13 protein-coding genes and 1 pseudogene are annotated in these 16,108 nt (G+C 56.9%); 12 read left to right on the forward strand and 2 right to left on the reverse strand.

Annotated features, from left to right (window positions below):
• Positions 1–8: 8 nt before the first annotated feature.
• Positions 9–3,761 carry an SNF2-related protein gene (locus tag ASF94_RS11375; protein ID WP_056666019.1) on the forward strand — a complete coding sequence of 1,251 codons (3,753 nt, stop codon included), beginning with the start codon at positions 9–11 and terminating at the stop codon, positions 3,759–3,761.
• A 1,035-nt stretch (positions 3,762–4,796) separates the two neighbouring features.
• Positions 4,797–5,156 (forward strand): CrcB family protein, encoded by a 360-nt coding sequence (locus ASF94_RS21795; protein WP_369818664.1) that lies wholly within the window; start codon positions 4,797–4,799, stop codon positions 5,154–5,156.
• A 480-nt stretch (positions 5,157–5,636) separates the two neighbouring features.
• Here ASF94_RS21795 and ASF94_RS11380 read toward each other — a convergent pair whose 3' ends face one another.
• Complete coding sequence (locus ASF94_RS11380; RefSeq protein WP_235505341.1) at positions 5,637–5,951, reverse strand: DUF6471 domain-containing protein; 315 nt, start codon at positions 5,949–5,951, stop codon at positions 5,637–5,639.
• Positions 5,952–6,221: 270 nt separating this feature from the next.
• Here ASF94_RS11380 and ASF94_RS11385 point away from each other — a divergent pair, with 270 nt between their 5' ends.
• From ASF94_RS11385 to ASF94_RS21800, 5 genes and pseudogenes are all read left to right on the forward strand, one after another.
• The gene (locus ASF94_RS11385; protein WP_082493198.1) at positions 6,222–7,067 is read left to right on the forward strand and encodes a TnsA endonuclease N-terminal domain-containing protein; all 846 of its coding nucleotides are present in this window, start codon (positions 6,222–6,224) and stop codon (positions 7,065–7,067) included.
• 1 nt (position 7,068) lies between these two features.
• Positions 7,069–9,378, forward strand: a complete 2,310-nt coding sequence (locus tag ASF94_RS11390) for a DDE-type integrase/transposase/recombinase (protein ID WP_156382507.1) — start codon at positions 7,069–7,071, stop codon at positions 9,376–9,378.
• A complete protein-coding gene (locus ASF94_RS11395; protein WP_056666029.1) occupies positions 9,375–11,072 on the forward strand; it encodes an AAA family ATPase in 1,698 nt (565 codons plus the stop codon). Before ASF94_RS11390 ends, ASF94_RS11395 begins: the two co-directional genes overlap by 4 nt.
• Before the next feature lie 2 nt (positions 11,073–11,074).
• Positions 11,075–11,518 (forward strand): annotated as a pseudogene (locus ASF94_RS22010) (TniQ family protein); the annotation flags it as partial.
• A gap of 255 nt (positions 11,519–11,773) precedes the next feature.
• Complete coding sequence (locus ASF94_RS21800; protein ID WP_235505342.1) at positions 11,774–12,343, forward strand: hypothetical protein; 570 nt, start codon at positions 11,774–11,776, stop codon at positions 12,341–12,343.
• Here ASF94_RS21800 and ASF94_RS21275 read toward each other — a convergent pair.
• Positions 12,324–12,758, reverse strand: coding sequence for a hypothetical protein (locus ASF94_RS21275; protein WP_156382508.1), 435 nt, complete (start codon positions 12,756–12,758; stop codon positions 12,324–12,326). The genes ASF94_RS21800 and ASF94_RS21275 overlap by 20 nt on opposite strands.
• A gap of 134 nt (positions 12,759–12,892) precedes the next feature.
• Between ASF94_RS21275 and ASF94_RS20840 the strand changes: the two genes are divergently transcribed.
• The 5 genes from ASF94_RS20840 (at position 12,893) to ASF94_RS21585 (ending at position 16,002) form a co-directional block, all read left to right on the forward strand.
• Positions 12,893–13,984, forward strand: coding sequence for a transposase (locus ASF94_RS20840; protein ID WP_082493201.1), 1,092 nt, complete (start codon positions 12,893–12,895; stop codon positions 13,982–13,984).
• Positions 13,981–14,193 carry a hypothetical protein gene (locus ASF94_RS11400; protein ID WP_056666031.1) on the forward strand — a complete coding sequence of 71 codons (213 nt, stop codon included), beginning with the start codon at positions 13,981–13,983 and terminating at the stop codon, positions 14,191–14,193. Before ASF94_RS20840 ends, ASF94_RS11400 begins: the two co-directional genes overlap by 4 nt.
• Before the next feature lie 272 nt (positions 14,194–14,465).
• The gene (locus ASF94_RS11405; protein ID WP_056666034.1) at positions 14,466–15,458 is read left to right on the forward strand and encodes a YafY family protein; all 993 of its coding nucleotides are present in this window, start codon (positions 14,466–14,468) and stop codon (positions 15,456–15,458) included.
• A 71-nt stretch (positions 15,459–15,529) separates the two neighbouring features.
• The gene (locus ASF94_RS11410; protein WP_056666037.1) at positions 15,530–15,808 is read left to right on the forward strand and encodes a hypothetical protein; all 279 of its coding nucleotides are present in this window, start codon (positions 15,530–15,532) and stop codon (positions 15,806–15,808) included.
• A 17-nt stretch (positions 15,809–15,825) separates the two neighbouring features.
• Positions 15,826–16,002, forward strand: a complete 177-nt coding sequence (locus ASF94_RS21585; protein ID WP_156382509.1) for a hypothetical protein — start codon at positions 15,826–15,828, stop codon at positions 16,000–16,002.
• Positions 16,003–16,108: the final 106 nt, after the last annotated feature.

A 16,108-nucleotide genomic window follows, 5' to 3' on the forward strand; every position in this document is an offset into this window, starting at 1 on the left:
AAGAACACATGTTCCAGTTATTCAAGAAGAACGCAGCACCTCCGTCCGAATGGGCGCGTCGCTGGTCGCCGACCGGCCTGGTCATCGCTCGTGGCCCCGGACATGGTGGCGGCGTACACCTGCGCGACCCCATGGTTGGCGGGTTCCTTACTCAGTTGGCCGACGATGGCCTTGCGGTCGAAGTCGAAGATGGTTTTCTTCTGGGATGGGATGCGTTGTACGCCGCCATCGCCGATGCCGCCTATGCCTCGCTTCCCGAAGTCCTGTCGACGCCTCCTTTCACGAAGGCGCGACCTGTACTCCAAAGCAGCAACTCGTTGACCGACGGAAACTTCTCCATCGCTCTCGCAGGTTGGCGAGACCGTGATGGAGCGCCCCAGGACTGGGAGCTCACAGGCCCGCTGATGGCGCGCGAAGACTGCTCGGAATTGATGCAACCCAAGCAGTGGGAGCTGTTCAAAGCGGTTGTTGCCTTTGCTCGACGCCCGGCCTCAGAGCGCACCGATATCGCACATCGCCAAGCTTGGGGCGGCATCCGAAAGCTCGCACTTCAAGCAGGTGCGCAACTCGACGATTTTCTTTATCGGTCAGTGGTGCTGACCCCAGAAAAGCTGGAGATAGGGCTGCGGCGCTCTGATGTGGTCGACGATGACCATGTGGTGGAGATAGAGCCTGGATTCGAGGGAGCCCCTTCGAATTGGCTGGACGCGTTCGACCGCAGCAAGGACGTTCGAGACCGCTATGACATCGTCACGCCGGAAGGAATCATCCAGATTCTGGTGGCCCCCAAGGTCCGCACCGTTTTGCAAGAAATCAAGCGACTACCCGGCCGGCGAGTCGCAGGCAGCCGAGCCCAGGCCTTCCTGGTCAACCCATACGCCACGTTGGGCGATGACGCAGTCGATGTCATCGTCGAGTCTCAGTTCGAGCAGGCCCGTGAAGACGCTGGACTCGCATACGAGCGATTCACCCCCGTTTTTGAGCGTGACGCTTCGGGGTACCCCCTGCAGGTGGGCTTGCTCATCGAAACAGCCAACACCAGCGGTCCGACGACATCCCAGACAGAATGGCTGGACGATGCTCAACTCGACGTGTTCGTTCGAACCCTTCACACCGCGCTTACCCGCAACTACCAGCTCGTCGCCTGGCATGGATATGACCTTGAGGTGCAAGGCGACACTCAGCGCCATCTCGAAGAACTGAAAGAAGCGCTCGCCCGGCGGAGCGCCCCGCCCACCCTGGTCTCGTATGCCCAAGTCCATGACCTCAGTGGCTACAGCTCACGCGTGGAAGGCATCGGTGTCGAGAAGCCGTACTACTCCCCTTACATCACGAAGAAGGACGAAGGGGAAGGATGGTTCCCCGAGAACGTACTACCCGTCGTCGTTTACCAACCGGCAGACGGTGGGGAGCCAGTAGCCGTTCCGACAAACAAGGCGGCCATTGACCGGTTGGAGAACGCGATAGCTGCGGCTCAGCAATCCGGGGCATCGACCGTAAAGGCGTCTTGGCTGCCTCAGGATATTCCGCTGGATGAGGCGACAGCCATCGTCAAAACGTTCAAGGAAGTCTTCAAAGACCTCGAGAATAGGACTGCCCCGCCCCCAACACTGCCGCCACCACCGCCAAGCGCGCAGAAAAAGCAGCTCGTATTGCGAGCAAATATTCAAGCACTGGAGTACGAAGAACTCCGTCGTGATGCGCTGGAGTCCGTACCGTCCGAACCCAAAGTTCCGAAGGCGATTCGCGCAGAATACCCCCTTATGAAGCATCAGCGGGATGGCCTGGCCTGGATGCAACATTTGTTCAGCCTCCAGACCGACTACCAGGTGCGCGGTGCGGTCCTTGCCGATGACATGGGCCTGGGCAAGACCTTCCAATTGCTTGCCTTGATGGCATACCTCATTGAGAAAGAACCTTCTATTGAGCCCATGCTCGTGGTCGCTCCTGTGTCTCTGCTGGAGAACTGGGCAGAGGAAGCTCGCAAGTTCTTCCGGGAAGGCTCACTTCCGCTGCTGACCGCCTACGGTGATGCACTGGCGCCTTTGCGGGTGCCGCGCGCCCAGGTAGAGCAGCGACTGCAGACCGACGACGGGCTCGTGAAGTTCCTGCGACCAAACTGGGTTGGTGATGCCAAGGTGGTTCTAACCACCTACGAAACCCTGCGTGACCTAGAGTTTTCGTTCGCTGCGCAGAAGTGGTCATTGATGGTCTGCGATGAGGCTCAGCGCATCAAGAACCCTGCGGCAATGGTTACCCGAACCGCGAAGAAGCAGAACGTGGCCTTCAAGATTGCCTGTACGGGGACTCCCGTGGAGAACACGCTTGCCGACATGTGGTGCCTGTTCGACTTCGTTCAGCCCGGCCTACTCGGTGCTCTCAACGACTTCGGGCAACGCTACCGCAAGCCAATTGAGGCCAAGACGGATGAAGAGAAGGCCCGCGTTGAGGAACTACGGAATCGCATTGCTCCGCAGATTCTGCGGCGGATGAAAGCGGACGTGGCAACTGAACTGCCCAAGAAGATTGTTGTCGAGGACTGCCGCAAGCTGTCGCTGTCCAGCACGCAGCGCAACCTGTACGCCAAAGCCATCGACAGTTTCAAGAAACGTGGCGACCCAGACCACCCCACGCCTTTCAAAAACCATCTGGGGTTGCTGCACTACCTGCGCCTTGTCTGTACCGACCCGCGGCCGCACGGTCTGAATGTCTTCAAGCCAGAGCCGACCAAGCAGTACCGAGAAAAGGCTCCCAAGCTGGATTGGCTGTTGGCGCAGCTACGCCAAGTACAGAAGAAGCAAGAAAAGGCTATCGTATTCTGTGAGTTCCGGGAGATTCAGAGACTCTTACAGCACTACATTGAGGCTGAGTTCGGTCTCAAACCAGACATCATCAATGGCGACACAAGCGCCTCGGCCAGTCATACCGCCAGCCGACAAAAACGCATCAAGGCCTTCCAAGAAGCGCCCGGATTCGGTGTCCTCGTCCTTTCTCCAGTGGCCGTTGGCTTCGGAGTGAACATCCAGGCAGCGAACCACGTGGTCCACTACACCCGGACTTGGAACCCAGCCAAAGAGGACCAAGCCACCGACCGGGCATACCGCATCGGACAAAAGAAAGACGTTTATGTCTACTACCCTGTCGTCTGGGCTGAAGACTTCACAACTTTTGATGTAAAACTGGACCGGCTACTCACCTACAAACGTGGTCTAGCCGAAGACATGCTCAATGGCTCCGGCGATGTGAACCCTGGCGACTTTAATATTGCGGATGTCGTTCCCGTCGCCGATAGTTTGGATATTGATGAGCGTGTCACCCTGGATATGGCGCTGCGCATGAGCTGGCAGCACTTCGAGTGTCTCACTGGTGTTCTATGGATGAAGCAAGGATACGACTGCTATCGCACTCCAGGCGCCGCAGACAACGGGGTGGACGTCGTCGCGCTGGCGTCGTCCAAGGGGAAATTGATACAAGCCAAAACCAGTGGAAACCAAGGCACCTCACTGAACTGGGATGCCGTGAAGGAAGTGGTGACCGGAGAAGCCTTCTACCGGCGGCGGCATCCAATGGTGGACTTCGACAAGGTTTGCATTACCAACCAGTTCTTCAATAGGCAAGCTCATGAAAATGCTGCGTTGAATTCCGTAGAACTGCTGGACCAAACTCATTTGGCGGAGCTCCTGGGCCGTCACACAGTGACCATGCTGGAGGTTGAGAGAATGCTCTATTCCGAGTGGTCCGATATCCCCTCGAATCAATAGCCATGAAGCCCTGCGATTTCTGACCTAGTGCCAGAAATCCTGCCAGCCCCGCTTGAATGCCCCGGTCCACCACGCTGGTCAAGAATCGGCCCCCAAACCCCTCCACGGTGTGAGCGCGCCATTTCTGGTGCGTGAAACCAACCATTCCGCAGCCTACGTGGTCGGACGCCAATTGAGTCACTGGACTTGGGAGTTCAAGAAGCGTTAAGTCGGGCATCCGCAGCCCGAGCCCTTGCTTTACCCAATTCGATTGCCTCTCTGACGTCGAGTTCCAACGCCCCCAAGTCATGCTCAGGTGCACCCAATCGACCGAGCTCATGGTCTTGATTGATAAGCCATAACGCGGTTGCAAGGATGCCAAGACTAACCGTTGGGTCACCTGCCTCAAGCCGCCTGAGAGTCAAGACGGTAACACCTAGTCGTTGCGCCCAAACACGAAGCGACTCCTTCCTTCGCAGCCTAGCAATAGCCAAGTTTGTTCCGAGCTTGCGAAGGACTTCAAGCGTTGATTGAGGTAGATGTTTAACAGCATTCGATGCCTTTGTCATATCTATATATACACACAAATCATGCTTTATTGTATCCTCATATGGTCACAAATCACGGAAAGGTCAACCCGGGACAACAACACCTACTGTCAGCGCAGACCTCTAACGCGCTATAAATATGTGCAGAACGCCCAGGCGTACCGCACACGCCGAATCGGCCTTCCAGGCCACTGGGCCCTCCCATGGCAGCCCATATGCCCGCCTGCTATGCTGTTGCCCTGATGGTATGGAGCTTCCCGACAACCGCCCTTCACGGGGCCGATGGCTCTTGCTGCATGCGCGCGTTGCGCCTGTCGCTGCAAGCATCCATCTCCAGCCTGCAGCAGGCTCTTGCGCCTCTTCTTGATTTCTGTGGAGGCACATCTTGAACTCTCTCTTCGTCTTTCCGGGCGGTGGCCTGGGCACTATGGCGCGTCACGCGGTCAACATGGCCGCAGTGCAATGGGCCGCGCAGGGCTGACCATTCGGCACGTTTTGTATCAATGTGGTGGGCTCGTTTCTGATAGGCGCCATCACCGGTTTTTTCGTGCGGTACACCGGCTTGGCCCCGGAACTTCGGCTGTTCCTGGCGACGGGCATCATCGGTGGATTTACAACGTTCTCGACCTTTGCGCTGGAAATCGTGCTGCTGCACGAACGAGGGGCGACGCTGGCAGCAGTTGGCTACGCCCTCGGCGTCGGTCATGCTGGGTGTCGCAGCGCTGATGCTGGGCCTTTGCGTCACACGGTGAACAAGGGGGCCGGTAGCCTAGGCTCACTGGTCCGAGGTCCGGTCAAGGCCGGTTCGTCAAGCACCTGGGTTAAGCGTTTGGTGTTCATTGCAAGTCACCTTTGGATTGGTCAATGAACCGTGTAGATTGCTCGATTTATCCTAGATGCTCGACATCGTCCCTGCAGGCTCCAATGAATCGGAGCCTCACAGGCCCCTGTAGCTGTCATCGTTCTAGGCTTTCCAATAACGGACCTTGCGTCCAAACCGCGGTTTGACTGGAGTTAACCTTGCGTCAATTCGAACATCAAGACGCTTCTCTATATCCGCACTCGCGAGTAGCTAAATGAACAGAGGGAGGCCACATCAAAGCGGCAGTGGAGTGCGCACATGTGCGCCCGGCTACTGTCTACCCCCGACAAGCGCACCCCTGGTTGCGCGCGAGCGGGCCTGAGTCTCCTGAGTTGGCCATCTTCGAATGACCAAAAGAAACGCCCTGCAGTGCAGGGCGTCAATCAGGGAGTTCAAAGTCTTCTAAACGATTAGCTCTGCGGGAAGCCTCGTCCGGTAGCTGCCCGCAATTTTCCACACGTTAATCCGGATACCCGCTATCTGCCGTCACCAAGGGGTGCGGCTGCCTCCGATGTCTGCTCGCTTAGTCCGGTCACGTAGGTCAACCTGCTGCACGCCTATGGCTCGCATGCACTGCAGGAAGAACACCAGCGTGAACTTGCCCCGACTGATGCGGTTACCGATGGCCTTTTCATCGTCCTTGATTCCAAGGACCTCCAACTTGCTGACCAGCTCACGGTAGGTCACCCCCTGGCGGGCGAGTTCGGCCTTGAGCAGTTGCTTGGCCTCGGCCTCCCACTCTTTGTCCACCGCTGACTTCGGCCGCACCCGTACATCGGCATCAATGCTTTTTCCTTGCATTCGATGCATTTTTCTTGTCTATGATGTCTTCTGCATAAAATGCATCGTATACGATACATAATCATCGATTGAAAGTTGAAAACACCTATTGCGATACCTCCAAAGAAATTCACGCATCTTGAGAGCTACACAACATGCATGCGCCTTGGCCATGCATCGAAGCGACGTTCGCTTGGCCCGTAGTTCCTCAATTGAAGTAGACCTTATGCATCGCCCTTTCCCTCCTACCCCGTCACAGCCGCATTTTTGTAGTTCTATCGAAGAACGCCGATGAGCCGCGGTATCAGGAAATGGAGCGAAAAACGCATCGCTGAGCTCCAGAACGAAGGACGCGGCAGTGGTCGCCGAGCCTCATATCAACCCTGGGTTCGTATCACGGACTTCCATTCGCGAGGGCGTACGCATGCGCCCTACAGCTACCGAACAGGCCGCAACCACGACCTACTTTCGGACGGTGAGAACGAAACCTTCGCGATGCTGGAATGGCGCCTGGACAACGCCGACATCCGTGAACAGTTCCCGCTCGACCGCGACATTTCGCTGGAAATCGCTCACGAAATTGGTGTGCCGCATCCGTACTACCCGGGCACTAACGTTCCGTGCGTCATGACACTCGACTTCCTGGTCACAAGAATTGTCGATGGCCAAGAAGTCTTGAAGGCTTACAGCGTCAAAGAGCAGAAAGCGCTCACTCCAGAGGTGGTGGCGCGCCTTGAAATCGAACATGCCATCTGCTCGGGAATGGGGCTTTCCTACGACCTCATCATCAAGGAGCGCCTGCCGCATGCCAAAGTGAGAAACCTTCTGTGGATTCGGAAGGCTCAACTCGAACCAGACGCGGCTGAGGCTTACCCCGGCTTCTATGAAGAGCATCAGTCGCGCATGGTGCAAGACCTCGCAGCGACCAGCTTTTCCGGCTCACTGGTGGACTATTGCACGAACTACGACAGGCGCTGCAGCGTCGATGCAGGAACAGGCATGCGTGTAGCACGCATGCTGCTGGCCAACCGCGCGTTGTCAATGGACCTCAACAATCCGCGCCCGGAGCGCGCGCCCCTTGCGAGTTTTCAGTTGTCCGCTGTCCCCGGACGCCTTCGCGCAGTGGGAGGAGCTTGATATGGGTGTCACATACCTCAGAAACGATGTCGTAGCGTCCAAGGATGGAAGTCTCTATCGCATCCTCCATATTGAAGTCGTGGGCAAGGCTAAAAATTCAACGTGCGCCTTGATAGGACGCGCCTGGCTCATCCATCTCACAGAACCATTGGCCCTCCCGTTCGAAGTGCGCCTTGACCAGTTGTCTGCAGAGTACGAGGCACACGCCGTCGAACCGGCGGCCAACCGTCGCGAATCCTCTGACCTGTTCCAGCCAAAAACAAAAGCCTTCCGGCGCGCTCCGTCGGCTGCGAGCATCGCGCTCAGCCTGAGGGCATACGAGCGCATTTCACCTCTTGTCGACAATCCTGCCATCCTCAACCCGACGACAAGGCATGCGCTGCTCATCCAGCGCTCAAAGCAGGCAGGGGGTGGCACACCCAAGACAATGCTGAAAGACCTGCGCGACTGGTGGCAAGGAGGCCAAACGCAGGACGCGCTCTTCGGCAAGTACAGCTTGTGCGGGCGCCTCGATGTCGTCGGTACTGCAAAGCGTGGGCGCAAGCGCAAAGCAAAGGGTGACCTGGTAGACGCCGGAGAAGCTGCATTGCAGCCCTATCAGTTGGAACAACATGACCTGGACAACATGCGGGAGGCCCTCGAGGCGTACTACTTCGAGGAAGGAACGCAGCGTACGTTGACGGCGACCCTTCAGTACCTCCATGAAACACGATACACATTCATTGATGGCAACGGGGATGAATGTCTACGTCCCGAGCGGGAGTGCCCGAGCTACCGACAGTTGTCTCGCTTCCTGAAAACCAATTACCCCTTGCACGTTCGACTTTCCCGACGCAAGGGCGAAAAACGGTTTGCTCAAGAAGACCGTGCGACTGAAGGGTCCATTCAGATTGAGTGCCATGGTGCCGGCCACATCTACGAATTCGACGCCACCATCGTTGACGTGAAGCTAGTCTCGACAAAGGACAGGTTGAAAATCGTGGGCAAACCGACGCTGTACCTCATCATCGACCGCCACAGCCGACTCATTGTTGGCTACTACCTTGGTTTTGAGAACGCCTGCTACACCGCGGCCATGCAGGCCATTCTGAGTATTGGCGAAGACAAGGAGGCGCTTTGCGAGCGCCTCGGGTTGCCCTACGACCCTGCGGATTGGCCGGCTCACGGGGTCTTGCCGGAAATGTTCCTTGCGGACCAAGGAGAGCTTGTCAGCACAGAGGCCCGCAGAATCGGAATGTCTCTGCGCAGCACCATCTCAAATGTTCCAGGCCTGCGGCCAGATTGGAAGCCACTTGTTGAATGTGGCTTCAAGATGATGCACACCATCATTGCGCCGGATACGCCCGGGTACGCCCCAGATGCGGAAGCTCGCAAGCGCCGCAGCATCAATGTCGACAAAGACGTCGCTTTGAACATCGCCGAGTTCACGTCCACCATCGTCGCAGCCATCATCGCGCACAACAAGACGATGCAAAAGGGCTACCCGTTGACCGACGACCAGGTGACGGACCGTCAGCGTCCGATTCCTCGCGAGCTCTTTGAACACAGCGTCCAGCGCCGCATGGGCTCACTCGACCGCATGAACTTCGAAAAGGTGAGAGAGGAATTGCTCCCACGAGGAGAAGCAGTGGTCACAGCGAACGGTGTCTCATTCAAGAAGATGTTCTTTTCTTGCCCCGAGGCAAGAGAACGTGGCTGGCTCGTTCAAGGTCGGAAAAAGCGCATGCCTATCCAGGTCGCGTTCGACTATCGGCTCGTCGATGAAATCATCCTCTATTCCCCGAATGGCAGTGGCGAGTCCTTCGTTGCGCAGCTGACCAAGGATAGTGTCAAGTTCGAAGGCATGAGTTTTAAGGAGGTGGCTCAGCACTTCCACGACGTGGAGGAACTCACGGCGGACGCTGTCGAGGTGAAGCGGCAGGCGCAATACGATTTCCACAGATTGACGAAGCCCGTCATTGATGCAGCGGTGACGGAGATGAAGTCCATCACAAAGGGTGTATCGCGCTCTAGCCGTCGTAAAGACGTTGCACCTGCCCGCGCGGAAGAACTCAAGGGCGAACGCGCCACTCTGGTCGACATCTCCACCACGCAGGCAGCCATCACGGAAGACCCACGGACTGCGCCTCAACCCGCGGAGGCGGCAAGACCGACGGCCCAAGTCATACACATCAAGCAAGCACAACAGGCCAAGTCCTCGAACGACGAGCAGCCAGGCACGCCAACCATCGCAGCCACCAACAGTCCGCACAAGCCACCGCTGGCTGCGCGCATGGCCGAGCTTCGCCAGCGCATGCAAGGAGTCCTATGACGCAGTCGTATTTGCCACCTCACGTCCAACTCGCCAATTACAAACCGCAGAAGCAAGCACGCTATTCTGGCAACAAGCTCATTGAAGCGCTGCCGCTACCACTCAGCGAGGAGCAAGTCATCGAATCGCTGGAATTCCTTCCGAAGTTCGATGAATCCTCGCGTCAATGGGCCCGCCACGACCGCCTGCGGGAATTGCTCAGCCTGAGCAACGTCATGGTTCCGCTCACCTCCCATGTTGAACTGGCGCTTACGCTGGACAACATGCTGCGCGAGGGCTACATCGGCCGACGTCCGATGTCTCCCGAGCACGTGAGCATCTATCAAGAAATCCACGACGATGCCCAGAAGCCAAGGGAGTTTCGACAAAGCTACGACACGGTGGCGCCTAAGCTTTCGGCGTCCATCATCGGCGTGTCTGGTATGGGAAAGACAACCACCATCCAGCGATGCTTGGCTAGATACCCACAAGTCATCTATCACCCGGACCTGGACCTCTACCAGATTACGTGGCTGCACTTTGAAATGTCGAAGGACGGCAAGGGCGTGAAGGCCTTGCTATCAGCCATCATCCATGCCATTGCCGAGCTCATCCCCGACAACACGTACATTGAGGACTACCTCAAGAAAGGGCGAGCCACAGATGCGGCGCTACAAACATCCGTTCGCATCCTGCTGAATAAGCACTGTGTCGGTCTCCTCATTCCGGACGAGGTGCAAAACGCCGCCAATACCCGAGGTCAGTCAGACCAGGTCGTCATGACCGAGCTCACAACCTTGGCCAACAAATCGAGGAATCCGGTCCTCTACATCGGTACCCCAAAGGCGGAGAAAGTGTTGGGCTTGGACATGCGACAAGCACGGAGAAGCCTGGGTATGGGGCTGGGCAACTGGGCACCTCTGCCCCGCTATGACGTCGTCCATGACGAGACGACGATGCAGCTTGTCGAAGTCAACGGTGAGTGGGTTTACTTCATGGAATGCCTATGGAGGTACTGCTGGATGAGTACGCCACACCGGCTCACCCCTGAATTGCTCGATGCCTTCTACGATTGCACTCAGGGCATCATCGACCTTGCCATCAAACTGTTTATCGTCGTTCAGGCCCGCGCTATTCTGGATGACCTCGACACGCTGAGCGTTCAGCTTGTCTTGTCCGTCTATGAAAGCCAGTTCACGCTGGTGCATCCGATGGTCACCGCCCTGCGCAATGACGACCGCGAAGCCTTGATGATGTTCGAAGACGTGAAATCCCTGCACGTCGAAACTCTCATGGAAGGCTTGGAACGCCGGCAGCGGCTCACCCGTATCCGCGCCGCCTCTGCACGCCCCGGGTCTCCTGACTTCCAGTTGCGGCTTGTCAATGCTGGCACGGCGTTGGGCATGCCGGTTGAAGACGCGAAGGTGTTGGCGGTCGAGGTTGAACGAGACGGCACCGCGAGGAACATGTTCGACGCAGCAGCGCAGTTGGCGAAGAAGGCTGCACCTGTCAAAAAGGGAAACTCCAAGCCCAAAGCTTCGTCCAAAGTCGACTCGACACAGGTCTCGATTCCTTCGTTCCCGGGCATCGAACATCGTCCGGACGACTTCCGCCATGCAATCGTGCGCGCCGCAACAGAGCGCACCTCTATCGTTGAGCAGTTGTTCGCGCTGCAACTCGTACGAGAACCCGAGGATGCACTTTGGGCTGCCTGAGCTTGCCGACGCCCTATCCAGACGAGCTCATTGGAAGTGTTCTGGCGCGGGCCGTCATTCACAATGGCCTGGCACCGAAGCGGTTGGTCATACATCTTCTAGGCACACCGGGCAGGAGCAACTATTCAATGTTTCTGCCCACCAATCTGCCGGACCTCGCAATCCAAACTCGCACCGACGCCAAGACACTGCTCTGGGGTCACACCGTTTTTCCGTACGCCGTGGCTTTCATGCCCACGGCAGAGGTGCACCGTCTTGAGAAAAAGCTTCTTATTGGCTGCACAGCCGACCAAGGCTCAACAGCTTCCTTGGTGAAGTCAGTGACCCATGGTCTCCCGGAGTTTCGATACTGTCCTCGGTGTGCGCGGGAGGAGCTCCTCGAAAAGGGAGAAAGTTATTGGCATCGCACCCACTGCCTACCAGGCGTCCGGATGTGCCTCAAGCATGGGCACCCGCTGCATGGCACGATGAGGCGCCCAACAACTTTGGCTCAGAATTTGTCAATGCCGTTGCCGCACCGACAGCAAGGGCACGCTGAGTCTCCAAGCTGTTCTTTGGCATTGCTCCACCAAGTCGCGCGGACATCGGCCGCCATTTGCGACGGCCCCTGGACACACCATAACAAATGGCTCAGCGACTACCGTACGCGAGCAACTTCCCTGAAGCTGACGTTGCCCAGTGGTCTCGTCGCAGGCACACGCATGGCATTCGAGCTACAGGAGGCGTTCGGTGCTGAGTATCTTTCAGATGCGGGATGCGGGTACAACGCCATTGAGAGAGCCTGGCCCGCGCTGATGGTTCGAGAGCGATGTCGTGTTCCCTTTGCCCCTGCCAAACATATTCTTTTGTCAGCGTTCTTCACGCACCACCAGTCCGCCAACTCCTCGTTCTCCTATCGAAAGCCGGGAAAGACCCCTATCGATTCAGCGAGGGTTGACCGATGGCTTGCCACAGCCATCAAAAAGCGGGCAGATGCAGCCATCCAACGCAAGAAAATAGTGACTGTCAAGAGCCTGCTGGAAGACACGGGAAAATGGCAAATCTTCCGGCATCACAGGGCGTCATTTCCTCTCACGCTGGAGCAGATTGCAACCTTTAAAAAGTCGGAAGCCTCGCAGAGGAAGACGGGTGGCAGAGAAGCTCATGCAAAGAAGCTGTTAGCAATCCAGGAGGGACGACAGAAACCGTTCGTTTACACATATCGGTCGCACAATAGGTCTTCGTCTACTGCGAAATCTGCCAATACTCCACCTAGTCCGCTCGAGGAATGAGCTGGGTCACTCGCTCCTTCGCCGACGCATAGATTTCTTCGCGAACGTTGCTGGAAAATTCAGCATACACCTGCTTTGCCCATTTCTCGCACTCATCTATTTCATGTCGGACCCTCACCATTGAATCCCAGTTAGCGGAAACCACTGATTCGTCAGTGACGAATGCGCTCTTTGAGTTTGGCGGCAGCAAGCGCGCCAGAGATTCTGCCGCTTGCATATATTTAAAAGCGGAATCAAGATTTTTGGACACGACCACCAGCGAGGGAGGCGTCCCTGCCGCGCGCAAAAATGCGCTGCTTGTTGTCGCCAGCTTGGAAACACACTGGCGAGGACTCTGGGCGGGCTGAGCATGCGTGGCGAAAGAAACGAATGCGGTCAGGCCTACTGCTACGCAGGCGGAAAGATAGCGGGACATTGTGCTTCTACCTATAGGTTAAATTCTTGTATAGGCACCTATCCTGCGATGCAGATTACCGCTGATTATTAAGACTGGACTTATAACGAAATCCGACGTCTTGGTTCCTACACATTCCACAGAAGGAGTGCGACATGGAACTAGTCACAGGCATTGATTGGAAGAATGGCAAGGCACTGGCACTTGCAAGCAGCGGTGAAAGCGGCGAGCAGTCGATTGAGCTTGCAGACCTGGGCCACCGAGGTCTACCCGAGGCCCAGACCTACGCTCGGCAAATTACGTTCAACCTTCGAGATTTGCAGGTGGCGTCATTCTGTGAATATGCAGAAGCTTTCGGTCAGAAGCTGCGCCGCGAACCAAGACATTCCGTTTGGTCACTACAGTTAGAGCGGTCACGGCTGGTCATTCCAGCCTTAGCACTTTTGCGAGCGTTCGTGCGGCCGAATAAAACTCTCTTGCCCCAGTTGTTCAAAGCACAATCCTTGGACGACATCTGTTTCCTTGCTGCAAAAGGAAGCCCTTACTATGTGCAGACACATGGAAATCTAGGAAAGATTCAGAGAACCCGTGAGAGCGACATCATGGGGCCCCTCTCTTGGTTCTTTTGTTTCCCCTCGGCACGCCGCTCTTGGGCAAGCGTTTACTACGCGGCGAAGGCAGGACATTTGCATTTCGAGCTGCCCAATGCGATGGCAACATTTGCCAGTGGTCATCATCGGGTTGGGAGCTGTCGTTATGTCACGGCGCTACGCCTAGTCAAATTTGAAGCCCTCGAGGACCCCGCTGACTTTGCCTTAGGTCACACGCGCTCCTTCACTACGTTGACCCACACAAGAGCGCTTAAAGAGTTTGCAACAGAAGAAACTACCTCTGGCCTAGGCCGAGCACTATCTGACGAGGAGTGGTGTGCAGTTCAACCAATTCTTGTGAGGTCAACCAATGGCCGCCGTTACGACAGTTGCAATAATCGAGTACTGTTGAATTGCATTCTTCAGAGACTGTCCACAACCATTACTTGGCATGACATAGCTGCCTCGAATGGCGCTCCACAGAAAACCATCATGGGCGCCTTAGCCAGATGGCGAGCAGACGGACGACTTGCTCTAGTAGTGGAGCATCTTACGAAGCTGCGAACACCTGCAGAAAAATATGAGGCGGCTTTGACGTGCTGTGCCGACTCCGATGGCTGTTGCGGCGCTTTCGACGCGTCAGCCCGCATGCCGTGAAAATCCTGACATGGGGTGGGCTGCGTGGCGGCATCTCCATCACATTGGCGCTTTCGCTGCCTGAATTCCGGGGCCGCGACATGGTCCTGGGTGTCACCTACGTCATGGTCGTCTTCAGCTTGCTCGTGCAGGCTACGAGATTGGGCCGGATGGTTCGGCATTTCTCAAGCCCGACAAGCATTTCCGAACAGGCGGCGCCGCGCAAATAGGCCGGGGCCAACCGGACGCAGAAAGCCGGTAACGGCCGCAATTGAAAAAGCTGTCAGTAGCGGCGCCCAGCCCTGCCATACCCGCAAATTTACTTTTGCAGGTCGGGGCCTGCCCCATATAAACCATTGTGTATAAGTGTTGCAATTTTGGCTAAGATGTATCGTACGACGCAGTTCATGCCTCAAAGGAGCATCGAGATACCGCTTGGAAGTTGGTGAGAAGGGAGCTTTTCCTTCAAGCCCGCACCGGGCAAACCACTTGAAGGGGAGTCATGTCGAAGGTCAGCATCGAGCGTATAACCAAAATTGTGCGCCTCATCCGTCGGCATGGTGCCGTGCCGATGGATACGTTCCTGACAGAGCTGGAGGTCTCGAAAGCCTCTGTGAAACGTGACCTCGATTTCCTGCGAGACCGACTCGGGTGCCCCCTTGACTGGGACCGCAGCCAGCGCGGCTGGGTCATCCGTGATGAGTTGGCCGATGGCGGCCAGTTCGAACTTCCTGGCGTTTGGTTCAACTCATCCGAGGTCTTTGCTCTGCTGACAATGCTTCATCTGGTGGAGGGCGTTCAGCCGGGCCTGCTGGACGAACACGTTGGCCCTCTGAAATCCCGATTCCGCGGCCTGCTTGCTGAGGGCACAAAGTCGGCCAAACCCATTGAACGCAAGCTCAAGCTCATCCATTTCGCACCCAGGAAGGTTGAATCCAAGCACTTCCAACTCATAGCGGGCGCCTTGCTGGACAGCAAGCGCTTGCATCTGCGGTACCTGAACCGTGACCGCAAAGAGCACACGGAGCGCACCATTTCTCCTCAACAGCTGGTGCACTACCGCGAAAACTGGATGTTGGACGCGTGGTGCCACACCCGCAATGCTCTCAGGTCTTTTGCACTGGAAGCCGTTGCCGACGTCCGCGTTGTGGATGAGCCCGCGCAGGAAGTCAGCCAGGACGAGATGCAGGAGCACTTCCGCAGCGGCTACGGCATCTTTGCCGGCCAAGCGACTCACCGCGCACGCTTGAAGTTCACCCCAGAGCGAGCTCAATGGGTCAGCAAGGAGACTTGGCACCACGACCAGTCAAGCGAGCTCCTTGAGGACGGCAGCTACATTCTTGAGATTCCATACTCCAACGACCAAGAGCTGCTGATGGACCTCCTACGCCATAGTCCGGAGGTGGAAATTCTGGAGCCTCCTGAGCTACGACAGCGCCTGCATGCCGCATTGTGCGCGGCAGCATCGAAAAATCTTCCCGCAGCTGTTCAGTAGGTCGTTATTTGAACCAGTGCGCTCGCAAGAATGCTCTCCATGCTCGACGTTTTCCGGGCTAGGAGTGCAAGATGAAAGTGAATTTCGCTCATATTCGGGAGCGTGCACAGAACGGCGGCTGGATTAACTTCGCCGTCTTCGATGCCCGCTCGTCCTCTGGCTCCCGGGACGACAACTCCCAGTTGCTGGCCCAACTGACGGCCAAAGCGCGGGGTGCGAACCTCCGCGTCGACCAGGCAGCCCTCGCCTTTATGTCCGGCGGACGGCTGCAGTTCTTCGGAAGCCCGCCCCTGGTGGACTTCCTTTCTCGCAGCGGGCTCCCTGGCTGGACCCATTCCCTCAACGCGTAACCACACAGGAGACTGAAATGGCCAAAAACGACCCCGTTGGAGACAACGCCCGCCGCGGCGCTGTACGCGACCGTTCGCAGGTGTTCAATCCCACCAACCAGACCTGGACCAAGCGCGACACCGGCAACGGCCGCTTCATGGACCAAAAGAAGGACGGCGAGCCCTTCAAGGGCGTTCGCAAGGAGCACAAGTAGCCAACACGCTGCTCGGGAGACCGGGCAGCGTTCGCCTTTCATCAGACCAGCCGGGTTAACGCTCCGGGGAGTGGAATACGGAACTTGCTGATGTTGCCCCTTGCTT

This window comes from Acidovorax sp. Leaf160 (genome assembly GCF_001424265.1).
Classification (GTDB): Bacteria; Pseudomonadota; Gammaproteobacteria; order Burkholderiales; family Burkholderiaceae_C; genus Paracidovorax.

What these genes read in the sequence shown, in the direction of transcription:
- ASF94_RS11380 (WP_235505341.1), bottom strand. Translation starts at nt 5,951, where the DNA reads ATGCAAGGAAAAAGCATTGATGCCGATGTACGGGTGCGGCCGAAGTCA.
- ASF94_RS21800 (WP_235505342.1), top strand. Translation starts at nt 11,774, where the DNA reads ATGGCATTCGAGCTACAGGAGGCGTTCGGTGCTGAGTATCTTTCAGAT.
- ASF94_RS11375 (WP_056666019.1), top strand. Translation starts at nt 9, where the DNA reads ATGTTCCAGTTATTCAAGAAGAACGCAGCACCTCCGTCCGAATGGGCG.
- ASF94_RS11395 (WP_056666029.1), top strand. Translation starts at nt 9,375, where the DNA reads ATGACGCAGTCGTATTTGCCACCTCACGTCCAACTCGCCAATTACAAA.
- ASF94_RS21275 (WP_156382508.1), bottom strand. Translation starts at nt 12,758, where the DNA reads ATGTCCCGCTATCTTTCCGCCTGCGTAGCAGTAGGCCTGACCGCATTC.
- ASF94_RS11390 (WP_156382507.1), top strand. Translation starts at nt 7,069, where the DNA reads ATGGGTGTCACATACCTCAGAAACGATGTCGTAGCGTCCAAGGATGGA.
- ASF94_RS11410 (WP_056666037.1), top strand. Translation starts at nt 15,530, where the DNA reads ATGAAAGTGAATTTCGCTCATATTCGGGAGCGTGCACAGAACGGCGGC.
- ASF94_RS11405 (WP_056666034.1), top strand. Translation starts at nt 14,466, where the DNA reads ATGTCGAAGGTCAGCATCGAGCGTATAACCAAAATTGTGCGCCTCATC.
- ASF94_RS20840 (WP_082493201.1), top strand. Translation starts at nt 12,893, where the DNA reads ATGGAACTAGTCACAGGCATTGATTGGAAGAATGGCAAGGCACTGGCA.
- ASF94_RS11385 (WP_082493198.1), top strand. Translation starts at nt 6,222, where the DNA reads ATGAGCCGCGGTATCAGGAAATGGAGCGAAAAACGCATCGCTGAGCTC.
- ASF94_RS21585 (WP_156382509.1), top strand. Translation starts at nt 15,826, where the DNA reads ATGGCCAAAAACGACCCCGTTGGAGACAACGCCCGCCGCGGCGCTGTA.